Origin of the sequence: Streptomyces sp. NA02950, from assembly GCF_013364155.1 — a bacterium.
Lineage (GTDB): Bacteria > Actinomycetota > Actinomycetes > Streptomycetales > Streptomycetaceae > Streptomyces.
In genome coordinates this window covers 2,430,697-2,445,434 of record NZ_CP054916.1, presented here as the reverse complement: position 1 = coordinate 2,445,434, position 14,738 = coordinate 2,430,697, and the positions used below count along the sequence as shown (strand labels likewise).

Annotated in this window: 11 protein-coding genes; 7 read left to right on the top strand and 4 right to left on the bottom strand. The window is 71.2% G+C overall.

Going from position 1 to position 14,738, the window contains the following annotated elements; genetic code table 11:
* Positions 1 to 15 precede the first annotated feature (15 nt).
* Positions 16 to 1,110 (top strand): serine hydrolase, encoded by a 1,095-nt coding sequence (locus HUT19_RS10260; protein WP_254885516.1) that lies wholly within the window; start codon positions 16 to 18, stop codon positions 1,108 to 1,110.
* An 87-nt stretch (positions 1,111 to 1,197) separates the two neighbouring features.
* Here the strand turns inward: HUT19_RS10260 and HUT19_RS10255 are convergent, their stop codons facing one another.
* Positions 1,198 to 2,727 (bottom strand): UDP-N-acetylglucosamine 1-carboxyvinyltransferase, encoded by a 1,530-nt coding sequence (locus HUT19_RS10255; protein ID WP_176180163.1) that lies wholly within the window; start codon positions 2,725 to 2,727, stop codon positions 1,198 to 1,200.
* Positions 2,728 to 2,838: 111 nt separating this feature from the next.
* Here HUT19_RS10255 and HUT19_RS10250 point away from each other — a divergent pair, with 111 nt between their 5' ends.
* Together HUT19_RS10250 and HUT19_RS10245 are read left to right on the top strand one after the other, a co-directional pair.
* Positions 2,839 to 3,831, top strand: coding sequence for a DUF1648 domain-containing protein (locus HUT19_RS10250; protein WP_176180162.1), 993 nt, complete (start codon positions 2,839 to 2,841; stop codon positions 3,829 to 3,831).
* Position 3,832: 1 nt separating this feature from the next.
* Complete coding sequence (locus HUT19_RS10245) at positions 3,833 to 4,192, top strand: GntR family transcriptional regulator (RefSeq protein WP_176180161.1); 360 nt, start codon at positions 3,833 to 3,835, stop codon at positions 4,190 to 4,192.
* A 45-nt stretch (positions 4,193 to 4,237) separates the two neighbouring features.
* Here HUT19_RS10245 and HUT19_RS10240 read toward each other — a convergent pair whose 3' ends face one another.
* Entirely contained in the window at positions 4,238 to 4,804 is a 567-nt protein-coding gene (locus HUT19_RS10240) for a Uma2 family endonuclease (protein ID WP_176180160.1), read from the bottom strand.
* Between the two features lie 90 nt (positions 4,805 to 4,894).
* Positions 4,895 to 5,794: a LysR family transcriptional regulator gene (locus tag HUT19_RS10235; protein WP_176180159.1), complete on the bottom strand. Its 900-nt coding sequence runs from the start codon at positions 5,792 to 5,794 to the stop codon at positions 4,895 to 4,897.
* A 480-nt stretch (positions 5,795 to 6,274) separates the two neighbouring features.
* Between HUT19_RS10235 and acnA the strand changes: the two genes are divergently transcribed.
* Positions 6,275 to 9,007, top strand: coding sequence for an aconitate hydratase AcnA (gene acnA / locus HUT19_RS10230; RefSeq protein WP_303331708.1), 2,733 nt, complete (start codon positions 6,275 to 6,277; stop codon positions 9,005 to 9,007).
* A gap of 82 nt (positions 9,008 to 9,089) precedes the next feature.
* Here the strand turns inward: acnA and HUT19_RS10225 are convergent, their stop codons facing one another.
* Complete coding sequence (locus HUT19_RS10225; protein WP_176180157.1) at positions 9,090 to 9,971, bottom strand: GNAT family N-acetyltransferase; 882 nt, start codon at positions 9,969 to 9,971, stop codon at positions 9,090 to 9,092.
* Positions 9,972 to 10,204: 233 nt separating this feature from the next.
* On the opposite strand from HUT19_RS10225, the gene HUT19_RS10220 reads away from it, so the two are divergent.
* The 3 genes from HUT19_RS10220 (at position 10,205) to HUT19_RS42910 (ending at position 14,430) form a co-directional block, all read left to right on the top strand.
* Positions 10,205 to 13,489, top strand: coding sequence for a GH92 family glycosyl hydrolase (locus HUT19_RS10220; protein ID WP_176180156.1), 3,285 nt, complete (start codon positions 10,205 to 10,207; stop codon positions 13,487 to 13,489).
* Positions 13,490 to 13,564: 75 nt separating this feature from the next.
* Positions 13,565 to 14,089, top strand: a complete 525-nt coding sequence (locus tag HUT19_RS42915; protein WP_254885515.1) for a hypothetical protein — start codon at positions 13,565 to 13,567, stop codon at positions 14,087 to 14,089.
* A 113-nt stretch (positions 14,090 to 14,202) separates the two neighbouring features.
* Positions 14,203 to 14,430 carry a hypothetical protein gene (locus HUT19_RS42910; RefSeq protein ID WP_254885514.1) on the top strand — a complete coding sequence of 76 codons (228 nt, stop codon included), beginning with the start codon at positions 14,203 to 14,205 and terminating at the stop codon, positions 14,428 to 14,430.
* Positions 14,431 to 14,738: the final 308 nt, after the last annotated feature.

Below are 14,738 nucleotides of genomic sequence, written 5' to 3'. Positions count from 1 at the left end.
CGAAGGACCTTTCTCATGACCGCGTCCGCCACGGGCGCGTCCGCAGCGGGCGTCGCCCTGCTGCCCGGCGGCGCCGCGGCGGCCGGCGGTCTGCCCGCCCGGGTGCGGCGCGCGCTGGACGAGGCACTGGCCTCGGGCGCCCCGGGCGCGGTGTGCGGGGTCATCCAGGGCGGCCGCACCCACGTCGCGGGCGCGGGCAGGCTCCGGGCCCGGGGCCCACGCGCGGAGGTGCCGGACGGCAGGACGGTGTTCCAGCTCGGCTCGATCGGCAAGACGCTCACCGCCACCGCGCTGGCCCGCGCCGTCCACGCGGGCAGCACCCGCCTCGACGCACCGCTGACACTGCCCGCCCGGTTCCCGATACCGCGCAAGGGCGACCACCGGATCACCCTGGCCGATCTGGCCACCCACAGCTCCGGACTGCCCTCGCTGCCGCCGAACCTCCTCACCGGAGCCGATCCGTACGACCCCTACGCCCACTACACACTGGACGAGCTGGCCGAGGGGCTGGCGCAGACGGAGTTGGCGACGGTACCGGGGAAGACCTACCGCTACTCCAACCTCGGCTTCGGACTGCTCGGCCAGGCGCTGGCCTTCGACGGGGTGGACGCGATGCTGCGGCGCCGGGTCACCGATCCGCTGCGGCTGCGGGACACCAGGACGACGCTGAGTCCGGACATGGCCTCCCGCAAGGCGGTCGGCCATCTCGACGGAAAGCCGGTACCGGACTGGCACGACCGGGTGCTCAGCGGCGCGGGTACCTCGATGTACAGCACCGCCGACGACATGCTGCGCTATCTGGCCGCTCAACTCCGCCCGGAGCGCTCGCCGTTCCGCGAGGCGATCGAGCTGACCCAGCGGCCCCGCTTCACCGCGGGCGAGGGGCTGCGGCTCGGACTCGGCTGGCATCTCAGCGCGTTGCCCGGCGGCCGCACGATGACCTGGCACAACGGCGGCACCGGCGGCTTCGGCAGCTGTGCGGCGTTCAGCCGGGGGAGCGGTACGGCGGTGGTGATGATGGTGAACACCGCCGGCGAGGAGACCGGGGGCCAGGCCCGCCCGGTCGACGCCCTCACCGTCAAGCTGCTGCGGGAACTCGACGCGGCCTGACCTGGAACCGCCCCGGGAAGTCCGCCCGCACACGGGGGGCGGGCGGACTTCCCGGGTGAACCGCCGGTGGTGGCCGGTGGCGTCCGGTCAGATGTCGCGGAACGTCTCGATCTGCGCGCCGATGGAGTTCAGCCGTTCGGCGAGGTCCTCGTAACCGCGGTTGATCACATAGACGTTGCGCAGCACCGAGGTGCCGGGCGCCGCCATCATCGCCAGCAGTACCACCACCGCGGGCCGCAGTGCGGGCGGGCACATCATCTCGGCCGAGCGCCAGCGGGTCGGTCCCTCGACCAGGACCCGGTGCGGGTCGAGCAGTTTGACGTGGGCGCCCAGCCGGTTCAGCTCGGTCAGATAGATGGCGCGGTTGTCGTAGACCCAGTCGTGGATGAGTGTCGAGCCCTGTGCGGAGGCCGCGATGGCGGCGAAGAAGGGCACGTTGTCGATGTTGACGCCGGGGAACGGCATCGGGTGGATCTTGTCGATGGGGGCCTGGAGCTTGGACGGCCGGACCGTCAGATCGACCAGCCGGGTACGGCCGTTGTCCGCCGGGTACTCGGGGGAGCGCTCGTGGTCCAGGCCCATCTCCTCCAGGATGGCCAGCTCGATCTCCAGGAACTCCACCGGCACCCGGCGGATCGTCAGCTCGGACTCCGTCACCACGGCTGCGGCCAGCAGGCTCATCGCCTCCACCGGGTCCTCGGAGGGGGCGTAGTCCACGTCGCGGTCGATGTCGGTGACACCGTGCACGGTGAGCGTGGTGGTGCCCACCCCCTCGACCTTGACTCCCAACTCCTCCAGGAAGAAGCACAGATCCTGGACCATGTAGTTGGAGGAGGCGTTGCGGATCACCGTGATCCCGTCGTGCCGGGCGGCCGCCAGCAGCGCGTTCTCGGTGACGGTGTCGCCGCGTTCGGTCAGCACGATGGCGCGGGTGGGCGCGACCGAGCGGTCGACCTGCGCGTGGTACATCCCGTCGGTGGCGGTCACTTCGAGGCCGAAGGGGCGCAGCGCGGTCATATGCGGCTGCACGGTGCGGGTGCCGAGGTCGCAGCCGCCCGCGTAGGGAATCCGGAAGCGGTCCAGCCGGTGCAGCAGCGGGCCCAGGAACATGATGACGCTGCGTGTCCGGCGGGCGGCCTCGGTGTCCATGGCGCCGAGGTCCAGTTCGGCGGGGGGCACGATCTCCAGATCGGCCCCGTCGTTGATCCAGCGGGTGCGGACGCCGATGCTGCCGAGCACTTCGAGGATGCGGTAGACCTCCTCGATCCTGGCGACCCTGCGCAGCGTCGTACGGCCGGAGTTGAGGAGTGAGGCGCACAACAGCGCCACACAGGCGTTCTTGCTCGTCTTGACGTCGATGGCGCCGGAGAGTTGGCGGCCGCCCACCACCCGCAGATGCATCGGACCGGCGTAACCCAGCGAGACGATCTCGCTGTCGAGCGCCTCGCCGATCCTGGCGATCATCTCAAGACTGATGTTCTGATTCCCCCGCTCAATGCGGTTGACCGCGCTCTGGCTGGTGCCGAGCGCCTCGGCAAGCTGTGACTGGGTCCAGCCTCGGTGCTGTCGGGCGTCACGGATGAGCTTGCCGATACGTGAGAGATAGTCGTCGGTCATACGTCAGAGGCTATCTCAAATATGAGATGCGCATGCGACTGGAGGGATGGGTGAGTCGCGGTCTGTCCAGCCGCAAGTTGTTCTACTAGTATGCGAACAAGGGGGTTCACCATGACTCGTTCCGCGCGCCGCGCGCTGGTGGTCGCTTCGCCGTTCGCGCTGGCCTGGGCCGCTGTGCTGGGGACGTTCGCCGGGTTGGCCGGCCGGCTGCCGGACCGGCTCGCCACCCACTTCGGCGGCTCCGGTCGGGCCGACGGATTCACCGGTCCGGGTGCCTTCCTCTCGGTGGTGACCGCCGTCCTCCTCGTCCCCGGAGCGGTCGCTGGATGGCTCGCCTTCCGCTCGCGTACGCCGCTCGGGGCGCAGCGGGCGCTGGTGGCTGTCGGTTACGGAACGCCCGCCCAGCTCGGCTGTGTCCTGGGTCTGCTGCTCCTCGCCAACGCCGACGCCGGGGCCGGGACGGGGGCCGGGGGCGCCGAACGGGTGGATTTCCCGCTGTGGCACCTGGCGGTGTCCTTCACCGTCGCGGCCGCCGTCGGCTGGATCGGCTGGCTGCTCGCCGGGCTGGACACCGCGTCGGTGCCAGGGGACGCTGACCCGGACCAGGCGCCCCGCCTCCCGCTCGCAGAAGGGGAGTTGGCCAGCTGGACGCACACCGTCGGCTCGCCGGTGCTGATCGGCGTGGGCGGGGTCACCGCGGTGCTCGGCGGGGTGCTGGCCCTCTCGGCGGGCCCGGCGGCCGGACTGCCGCTGGCCGGAGGCGGGGCCGTCGCCGCCCTGCTGTCCGGCTGCCGGGTGACCGTCGACCGCCGGGGCCTCACCGTCGCCGCCCGGTTCGCCCCGCGCCCCCGGCTGCGGGTGCCGCTGGAGCGGATCGAGCGGGCCACCAGCCGGGAGGTCCGCGCCATGGAGCTGGGCGGCTGGGGCTACCGGTCGTGGGCGGGGCGCAGCGGGCTGGTGCTGCGCTCGGGCGAGGCGCTGTGTCTGCGGCTGGCCACCGGCAGGGAGTTCGTGGTGACGGTGGACGACGCCGCCACGGCCGCCGCGCTGCTCAACACCCTTGCCGAGCGCGGCCGGGCGGCCGGTCCGGGAGGGCGGGACTGAGATGCTGTTCCGCGTCGCCCCCGGATCTCCCGTCCCGCTGGGCGACCAGGTCGCCGCCTCGGTGCGCGGCGCCATCGCGGACGGCACCGTACGCCCCGGCGAGCGGCTCCCCGCCGCCCGCGCGCTCGCCGACTCCCTCGGCGTCAACGTGCACACGGTGCTCCGGGGCTATCAGCGGCTCCGCGAGGAGGGCCTGATCGAACTGCGCCGCGGCCGCGGGGCGGTGGTCACCGGCGAGCAGTCACCCGGCCGGGCCCGCCTCCTGGAGGGCGTCCAGGGCCTGGTGGCCGAGGCGCGGGCGCTGGGCCTGTCCGACGAGGAGGTCCTCTCACTGGTGAGGTCCCGCCTCGCGGGCGGCTGAACGCACCGGAGCGGCCCCCGGACCAGGGGGCCCGGCTCCGGGGGGTCAGAACTCCGAGGTGTCCAGCTCCAGGCCGAACGGTTCGGGGAGCGCGAGGGGGGTGCCGAAGGGGTGGGGGCCGTCCGCCCTGGTGTAGCCGAGGTTCCCGGGAGCCGCGTACAGCGTGCAGGCGCGCTGCTGCCGGTCGACGAGCAGATACAGCGGTGCGCCGTACTCGGCGTAACGGCGGCGCTTGACGATCCGGTCGGTGTCCCCGTTGGAGTCGGAGGTGATCTCGACGATCAGCAGGGTCTGATCGGGGGTCAGTGCTTCAGCGTCCGCCAGGTCTTCGGGCACGACCGCTACGTCAGGCACGTACCAGTTGCTCGTGCCGGGCAGATCCAGATTGCCCGATCCTGAGACGCAGCCCAGTTTGCTCACGATCGAGGCGATCTGGTTTCGGATCTTGTCGGCCGCCTTCTCATGGCCCCAGCTTGGCGACACCTGTGTGATGACCCCCTCGACGATCTGCACCCGGTCGTCCCCCTGGATGTGTTGGATCGCGTACTTCAGCGCGGTTTCGGGATCGTCGGCCGCGTACGAGGCGGCACCCTCATGAGGTTGTGCGCTCATCGGTCCTCCATCAGACGTCGGGGATGCGGCATGACGACGCCGCCAGGTGTATCGCCATCCTCCTCGGAAGAGGGCGTTTCGGTGCGCCCTTCACCCATACCGGTGACGATCCCCCGTCACCAGCGCGGCCAGTGACCGGGCCGGGCCGTCCACGGCCGGGCCGTGCAGCAGCTCGATGCGGTGCGTCACCCGTGGCGCGATCAGCGGGACCGCGACGATTCCGGGCACGCCCTCGGTGGCGGAGTGCGGCACCAGTGTCAGGCCGTGTCCCGCGGCGGCCAGCGCCAGCAGCCCCCGCACCTCCGTCCCCTGGTAGGTCAGCGCGGCGCGGAAGCCGCCGGTGCGGCCCAGGGCGCGCAGGCGCACCAGCGGCATCGCGGTGTCCGGCGCGTCCAGCCAGCGGCTGTCGGCGAGGTCGGCCAGCCGCAGTCCGAGCCGCCGGGCCAGCGGATGGCCCAGCGGCAGCGGCACCACGAGCGGGCTCTCGGCGACCGCGACCGCGGTGAGCTGTCCCGCCGCGGACGGCGGAAGCGGATCGGACGGGGCCGCCGGACCGTCCACCAGACCCAGGTCCAGCGCTCCGCGCGCCACCGCGGCCGGGACCTCCTGGCGACCCAGGATCCGTACGGTGGTCCGGACACCGGGGTGGAGCTTTCGCAGCTGCTCCAGCGCCGACGCGGTCCGCGGGGTCAGGGCCAGCGGTGAGGCGCCGAGCGTGAGCCGGGTGGCCCCGGCCCCGGCCAGCCGCTCGACCTCCGCGCGGGCCGCGTCCAGCCGCAGCAGCAGCGGACCGGCGTGATCGAGCAGCCGCGCCCCCGCGGTGGTGAGCGTCACCGGCTGCCGGGTGAGCAGCGGGGTGCGCAGATCCGCCTCGAGCGTCGCGATGTGCCGGGAGACCGCCGAGGGGGTGGACCCCAGTTCGTGGGCGGCCTCGGAGAAGGAGCCGCAGCGGGCCACGGAGACGAACGTACGGAGCAGGTGCGGATCCATGGGGAGCAGTATTGCGGCGGCCACGGGAGGCCGGGTCCGGAACTCCAAGCCGTCCGGGCCGAGTTCGAGCGGCCCGGATCAGCGTGCCGTGCACCGCGAAGCGGAACGGTCCGCTCACCGTGGGTACCGGGGCGGTCCCGGTCCGGCCATTTCCGGCCGCCACCGGACGTCGCGGGCACGGCACCGGGCCCGCCCCGGTTCGCCCGCCCTCCGTCGCGACCTGCGGCGGACGCGCCCGGCGATCACCCGTACCGGTGAACGCGCCACACGGCATGACACCGCCCGGCGGCAGGGCTGAGCTGACTGCGCGGGGGCGATGTACTAGAGTTATCTCGACATCGAGATATCTGCTGAAGGTGCACCGCCTTCCCCCGTGCTGGTAAGGGTTACCTAACTTAGCCCTACCTTAGCGGACGAGCGCGGGCAGGCAACGGCAGCATTGCGGTGGTACGCGCGAATTCATGCATGAAGGAGACTGTCGTGTCGGCGAACAGCTTCGACGCCCGCAGCACCCTGCAGGTGGGCGACGAGTCGTACGAGATCTTCAGGCTGGACAAGGTGGAGGGGTCCGCCCGCCTGCCGTACAGCCTGAAGGTGCTGCTGGAGAACCTGCTCCGCACCGAGGACGGCGCGAACATCACCGCCGACCACATCCGCGCGCTGGGGGGCTGGGACTCCCAGGCCCAGCCCAGCCAGGAGATCCAGTTCACCCCGGCCCGCGTGATCATGCAGGACTTCACCGGCGTGCCCTGTGTGGTCGACCTCGCCACCATGCGTGAGGCCGTCAAGGAGCTCGGCGGCGACCCGGCGAAGATCAACCCGCTGGCCCCGGCCGAGCTGGTCATCGACCACTCCGTCATCGCCGACCGCTTCGGCACCCCGGACGCCTTCACCCAGAACGTGGAGCTGGAGTACGGGCGCAACAAGGAGCGCTACCAGTTCCTGCGCTGGGGCCAGACCGCCTTCGACGAGTTCAAGGTCGTCCCGCCCGGCACCGGCATCGTCCACCAGGTGAACATCGAGCACCTGGCCCGCACCGTCATGGTCCGGGGTGGCCAGGCGTACCCGGACACGCTCGTCGGCACCGACTCCCACACCACCATGGTCAACGGCCTCGGTGTGCTGGGCTGGGGCGTCGGCGGTATCGAGGCCGAGGCCGCCATGCTGGGCCAGCCGGTGTCGATGCTCATCCCGCGGGTCGTCGGCTTCAAGCTGACCGGCCAGCTCCCCACCGGCACCACCGCCACCGACCTGGTGCTGACCATCACCGAGATGCTGCGCAAGCACGGTGTGGTCGGCAAGTTCGTGGAGTTCTACGGCGAGGGCGTATCCGCCATCCCGCTCGCCAACCGCGCCACCATCGGCAACATGTCGCCGGAGTTCGGCTCCACCGCGGCGATCTTCCCGATCGACGGCGAGACGATCAACTACCTCAAGCTCACCGGCCGCAGCGAGCAGCAGCTCGCGCTCGTCGAGGCGTACGCCAAGGAGCAGGGTCTGTGGCTGGACCCGGCCGCCGAGCCGGACTTCTCCGAGAAGCTGGAGCTGGACCTGTCGACGGTCGTCCCGTCGATCGCCGGTCCCAAGCGCCCGCAGGACCGCATCATCCTCGCCGAGGCCGCCGAGAAGTTCGCCCAGGACGTCCGCAGCTACGCCTCCGCGGCCGACCTGGACGAGGCCGGTATCGAGTCCTTCCCGGCCTCCGACGCCCCGGCCGTCACCAACGGCGTGCCGACCAAGCCCACCCCGGTGATCGCCCCCGACGGCAGCCAGTACGAGATCGACCACGGCGCCGTCACCGTCGCCGCGATCACCTCCTGCACCAACACCTCCAACCCCTACGTCATGGTCGCCGCCGCCCTGGTGGCCAAGAAGGCGGTGGAGAAGGGCCTGACCCGCAAGCCGTGGGTCAAGACCACCCTGGCTCCCGGGTCCAAGGTCGTCATGGACTACTACGACCGCGCCGGGCTCACCCCGTACCTCGACAAGCTGGGCTTCAACCTCGTCGGCTACGGCTGCACCACCTGCATCGGCAACTCCGGTCCGCTGCCGGAGGAGGTCTCCAAGGCCGTCAACGACGCCGACCTCGCCGTCACCTCGGTGCTCTCCGGCAACCGCAACTTCGAGGGCCGGATCAACCCGGACGTCAAGATGAACTACCTGGCGTCCCCGCCGCTCGTCGTCGCGTACGCCATCGCGGGCTCCATGAAGGTGGACATCACCAAGGACGCCATCGGCATCGACCAGGACGGCAATCCGGTCCACCTCGCCGACATCTGGCCCTCCGAGAAGGAGGTCGAGGAGGTCGTCGCCTCCGCCATCGGCCAGGAGATGTTCAACACCAGCTACGCCGACGTCTTCGCCGGTGACGCCCAGTGGCAGGCGCTGCCCGTGCCGACCGGCAACACCTTCGAGTGGGACCCGGAGTCCACCTACGTCCGTAAGCCCCCGTACTTCGAGGGGCTGACCATGGACCCGGCCCCGGTCGAGGACGTGCGCGGCGCCCGGGTGCTGGCCAAGCTGGGCGACTCGGTCACCACCGACCACATCTCCCCGGCCGGTGCGATCAAGGCCGACACCCCGGCCGGCACCTACCTCACCGAGCACGGTGTCGAGCGGCGTGACTTCAACTCCTACGGTTCCCGCCGGGGCAACCACGAGGTCATGATCCGCGGCACCTTCGCCAACATCCGGCTGCGCAACCAGATCGCGCCCGGCACCGAGGGCGGCTTCACCCGCGACTTCACGCAGGACGGGGCTCCGGTCTCCTTCATCTACGACGCGTCGCAGAACTACCAGGCCGCCGGTATCCCGCTGGTCATCCTGGCGGGCAAGGAGTACGGTTCCGGCTCCTCCCGCGACTGGGCCGCCAAGGGCACCGCGCTGCTCGGCGTCAAGGCCGTCATCGCCGAGTCCTACGAGCGCATCCACCGCTCGAACCTCATCGGCATGGGCGTCCTGCCGCTCCAGTTCCCCGAGGGCGCCTCGGCGCTGTCGCTGGGCCTGACCGGCGAGGAGACCTTCGAGATCACCGGTGTCACCGCGCTCAACGAGGGCGGCATCCCGGAGACCGTGAAGGTGAAGGCCAGGGACGACCGCGGAGGGGAAGTTGCGTTCGACGCCAAGGTGCGCATCGACACCCCCGGTGAGGCGGACTACTACCGCAACGGCGGCATCATGCAGTACGTGCTGCGCTCGCTGATCCGCAAGTAGGCACGCGGTCTTCGGCGACGGAGACGGACGGCGGAAACGGGCCGCACCCCGCGCGGGGTGCGGCCCGTCCGCACGCCAGGGGTCAGAGAAACGTCCCCGAGGGGATGTACGGCGCCGGGGGCGGCATTCCGCGCAGACACAGATAGCCGCTGGTGGACAGCTCCAGACCGGCCTCGAGCCCCACGTCCACCGCCCATTGCTGGTCGGCCGTCAGCGCCGGGACCCGGGCGTCCGCGCCCTCCGGCAGACACAGCAGGGCCGCCGTCAGCAGTCGCTTCGCCAGCCGCCGCGAGGTCGCGGCCAGCATCTCGACCTTGCCGTCCTCGCTCACGTAGCAGTAGCCGCTGCCCGCCAGGTCGTCCACCACCAGCAACCGCCGCTGGGCCAGCAGCAGTTCGTGGTCGGTGCCGTGGGCGCCGCCCCGGATCCGGCGGTCCACCGAGTCCAGCAGGTCACGGTGGCGGGCCACCCCCTCGTGCACCGCGCCGTCCGGCGGGGACAGCCGCTCCTTGGTCTCCGGTCCGACGGTGCCGCGCAGCCGCATCGTCGGATGCAGTGCGAAACCCGCACGCCGGTAGGTGGCCACCGCGCGCGGATCCTCGGAGCCGCAGATGATGCCGCGCAGACACGCCCGGCCGTACATCAGCGCGGCGGCGAGCAACTCCCGGCCGACGCCCTGCCGCTGGGCCCGTGGCAGCACCGCGAACATCGACAGCCCCCAGGTGCCCTCGCGGCGCGTGGACAGCGCCGCGCCCAGGGGCATCCCACCGTGGTCCACGGCGAGCCAGCAGCCGCCCGGATCGCTGCGGGCCAGATGCCGGTTCCGGTCGTGCACCTCGGCGACGTACTCCGGCGGCCAGCCGTCCAGGCCCGCGAGCACGGCCGCCTCCCCGAACGCGGCGGAGACCACCTCCCATACCGCCTTGGCGTCCTCGTCGGTGTCGTGCAACTGGCGGAGGATCATGCGCCCATGATGGCGCGTCCGATGAGCGATTGCCGGTACGCGGAAGCGGCTTGCTCGACCGGCGAACGCGACAACGTTGTCAGGCCGACTGCAACGATCAGTACGCCGCCAACCGGGTGTCCCTGTCAAGACCGTCTCCGCACTCTTACGGCCGACGGCCCCCGTGCGGTACGGTCCCCACGGCTTGCTCGACCCGGCGATCGCGGCCCTTCCGAGAAAAAGGTGGGACCGCAATGCCCTCAAGACCCCTGGCCGCCCTGGCGGCCGCGGCCCTGACCGCGGGACTCCTCGCCACCGCGGCCACCGCGCCCGCGTCGGCCGCCCCGCCGCCAACGCTGGTCAAGGACCCGGCGGCGTACGTCGATCCGCTCATCGGCAGCTCGGCCGGCGGGAACACCTTCCCCGGTGCCGTCGCGCCCTTCGGCATGCTGTCGTGGAGCCCGGAGAACACCCGCGGCGACGCCACCCGGACTGCCGCGCCCGGCGGCTACCACTACGACGCCACCCGCGTCCGCGGCTTCAGCCTCACCCATATGTCCGGTACCGGCTGTGCGGGCGGCGCGGGCGACATCCCCTTCTTCCCCCACGTGGGCGAGGTCACCTCCTCACCCGCCGCCGACACCAAGGACCAGGTCTACGCCTCCGACTTCAGCCACTCCGACGAGACCGCCGAACCCGGCCGCTACAAGGTCTCCCTCGCCTCCGGCGCCGGTGCGGAGCTGACCGCCACCGCCCGCACCGGCTCGGCTCGCTTCACCTACCCCGCGGACAAGACCGCCTCCCTGCTGATCCGCACCTCCTCCTCCGAGGTCGGCAGCTCGGACGCCGACCTCACCATCGACCCGGCGCACCGCACCGTCTCCGGCTCGGTCACCAGCGGCAACTTCTGCGGCTATCTCGACCCCGAGGGGCGCCGCAGCTACTACACGCTGCACTTCACCGCCACGTTCGACACCCCGTTCACCTCCCAGGGCACCTGGCGGGACGGCACTCTGCGGCCCGGCACCACCAGCGCCGAGGGCGGCTCGGGCGGCTATGGGAGCGACGGCCGCCCGGTGGCCGGAAAGGGCTCCGGCGGCTATCTCCAATTCGCCCCGGGCACCCGCCGGGTGGGCGTCAAGGTCGGCATCAGCTACGTCGGCGACCAGGGCGCCCGGGCCAACCTCGCCGCCGAGAACCCGCCGCGGCGCGGTTTCGACCAGGTGCGGAGCGCCGCGTACGACGCCTGGCGGCGGCAGTTGTCGGCCATCCGGGTCGGCGGCGGCGCGGACGCGGACCGCACCACCTTCTACACCGCGCTCTACCACTCGCTGCTGCACCCCAACGTCATCAGCGACACCGACGGCCGCTACCGGGGCAGCGACGGTGAGGTGCACCGGGTGAGACGGGGCCACCGGGCCCAGTACGGCACCTTCTCCGGCTGGGACGTCTACCGCTCCCAACTCCAGCTGCTCACCCTGCTGGAGCCGGACAAGGGCTCCGACATCGCCCAGTCGTTGCTGAACCTCGCCCAACAGAACGGTGGCGTCTGGGACCGCTGGCTCCAGGGCGCCTCGGGGACGCATGTGATGAACGGCGATCCATCGGCCGCCGCCCTGGCGGGGATCCGGGCCTTCGGCGGCGATGACTACGACCTCGACGCCGCCCTCGACTCGCTCGTCAAGGCGGCCACCGAGCCGACCGCGAAGGACCTCAGCCCGGTGGGCAAGCCCATCATGTCGGTCGGCCAGCGGCCCTCCCTCGACAAGTACCTGAAACTGCACTACATGCCATCCGTCTCCAACGCCTGGGGCGGCGCGGCCGAGACCCTCGAGATGTCCGGCGCGGACTTCGCCCTCTCCCAGCTGGCGCGGGCCGCGGGCCGCAAGGACACCGCCGAGACCTTCGCGCGCCGCGCCCAGTGGTGGCAGAACAACTTCAACCCCGCCGCCGACCCGGAGACCGGCGGCTACGCCGCCAACCGTAAGGCCGACGGCAGCTGGGTCACCGGCTTCACCCCGGCCACCGGCAACGGCTTTGTCGAGGGCACCAGCGCCCAGTACACCTGGATGGTCCCGCACAACCCCGCGGGTCTCTTCGCCGCCATGGGCGGTAAGGACGCCGCGGTGAAGCGTCTGGACGCCTTCTTCCACGACGCCGACGGGGGCTGGGCGCTCACGGGGGCGGGCGGCGAGAAGTCCGAGCTGGACAACGAGCCGTCGATCAACGTCCCCTATCTCTACGCCTACGCCGGACAGCCGTACAAGACACAGGAGACCGTGCGCGCCGCGATGCGCCGGCTGTGGACCACCGCGCCCACCGGCATCCCGGGCAATGACGACCTCGGCGAGATGTCGTCCTGGTACGTGTTCTCCGCCCTCGGCATGTACCCGCAGGTGCCCTCCCGCGCCGAACTGGTGCTGGCCTCGCCGCTGTTCCCGCGCATCGAGGTCGACCGGGGCGGCGGCCGGGACATCTCCATCCGCGCCCCGCAGGCCGCGCCCGGCGCGCCGTACGTCCAGGCGCTGAAGGTGAACGGGAGGGCGAGCGACCGCCCCTGGCTGCCGGAGTCCTTCGTACGGCACGGCGGAACGCTGGACTACACCCTGTCCGACGCCCCCGACCACGCCTGGGGCTCGGCCCCGTCCGACGCCCCGCCCTCCTTCCGCGAGGGCGAGCAGCCCTACCAGATCGGGGTCGGGCCCACCACGGGCACGCTCGCCCCGGGCGACAGCCTGACCGTGAAGGTGGCCGCCGTCCGGGTCAGCGAGGGCGACCGCCCCGAGGTGCGCTTCACCGCCGACGCCCCCGACGGGATCACCGCCGCACCCGCCTCCGGGACGGTGGGCCCGGACGGCACGGCGGACATCTCCCTGCGCGCGGGGAAGGACACGGCCGAGGGGTTCTACGACGCGAAGGTGACCGTGACCAGCGAGGGCACCGAGGTCGTCCAGCCGATCACACTGACCGTGGCCGCCCCCGGCTCGCTGCTCGCCGCGTACAACAACGTCGGCGCGACCGATGACGCCGGTGAGCACGACGAGGGCGACTACGACGGCGGCGGCTGGAGCTACTCCCGCCAGGCCCTCGCCGCGGCCGGCCTCGAGCCGGGCGCCAAGGGGACCACCCAGGGCCTGGACTACGCCTGGCCCGCCTCCCCGTCCGGCCGCCCCGACAATGCCTCCGCCACCGGCCAGACCATCGCCCTGCCCCCGTCCACCGGCCTCTCCTTCATCGGCAGCGCCGTCAACGGCAACCAGAAGACCACCGCCAAGGTCACCTACACCGACGGGAGCTCGGACACCACGGAGCTGGCCTTCACCGACTGGACGGTGGGAGGCGGCGGTGGAACGGTCCAGTACGGCAATGTGACCGTCGCCAGGACCCCGTACCGCAACATCAGCGGCGGCGACAAGGACGTGGTGGACGCCTACATCTTCGCCACGAAGGCGTTCCGGGCCCCCGAGGGCAAGACAGTCAAGAGCGTCACCCTGCCCGACAACGCGGATCTCCACGTCTTCGCGGTCGCCCGCGGCTGAGTTTGACGCACACGATCGAGTGAAGCGAGGGCAAGTGCCACCGGCACTTGCCCTCGTCTTTCTAGCGTTCGACGCATGGTCAGTTCTTCACATGAGGCCCTCCACCGGATTTTCCAGGAGGACACCGGGGCCATCGTACGAGCACTCAGAGAACTGCTCGGCGTCCCCTTCCCGGAGGCGAGCAGCGCGTTTGTCGTGAGCCCCGACCTCACCGAGATCGCGCCGGTCGAGAGGCGCGTGGACACGCTGCTCCAGGTGGAGACCGGGGTTGACGGCACGTATCTGTTCGCCATCGAATCCCAGAGCAGAAGAGATCCGAAGAAGCCTGCGGCCTGGGCCTACTACCTCTCGTACCTGCACGCCACATTCGGCCACCAGCCGGTGCTGATCGTGCTCTGCCCGGACGAAGCCACGGCCCGGTGGGCCGCCCAACCGATCAGGCTCGGCATTCCCGACTGCCCGTCCCTGACGGTTCGTCCACTCGTCCTCGGTCCCGGGAACACTCCTGTCGTCACCGACGCCAAGGACGTGGTCCGAGATGTTCCGATGGCCGTCTTCTCCGCGATTACAGTAAGAGCGAAAACGTCGATGCCATACTGAAGGCGCTGGCGACCACGCTCAACAGTCTCGACCCCGAACAGGCAACGATCTACGCCGAGCTCGTCGAGGCGGGACTCGGAAATACCCCGGCACGAGAGATCTGGAGCGACCTGATGTCCGCGTTGCTGGACTCCTTCCGTTCCGAGCACGCTCAGCGAGCCTTTGCGGAGGTGCGAGCTGAAAGCTGTGCCCAGAACATCCTGCGGATCCTCAAGGCCCGGGGCGTCGATGCCACTCCCGAGACGCGTGAGCGCATTGAGGCCTGCAGGGATATGGAGGTCCTCGGCACCTGGCTGGATCGGGCCGCGACCGCCTCTCGCGTCGAGGACCTGTTCACCTGATGTCCGCGTTGCTGGACTTCTTCCGTTCCGAGCACGCTCAGCGAGCCTGTGCGGAGGTGTGAGCCGAGACCGGGCCGAGGTCCGCGCCGGGAGCGTCTTGCGGGTCCTCAACGCTCGGGGGCGCGAGGTCACTGCCGAGACCCGCGAGCGCGTGGGGTCGTGCGAGGACCTGGACCTCCTCGACACGTGGCTCGACGGTGCGGTGACCGTCTCATGTGCGGAGGAACTCTTCGCCGACTGTGAGCGCGCGGGGCCGGGAGGGGAGGCGTCGATGAACCACTCCCGCCCAGCGGCAGTCCGACGGGCGG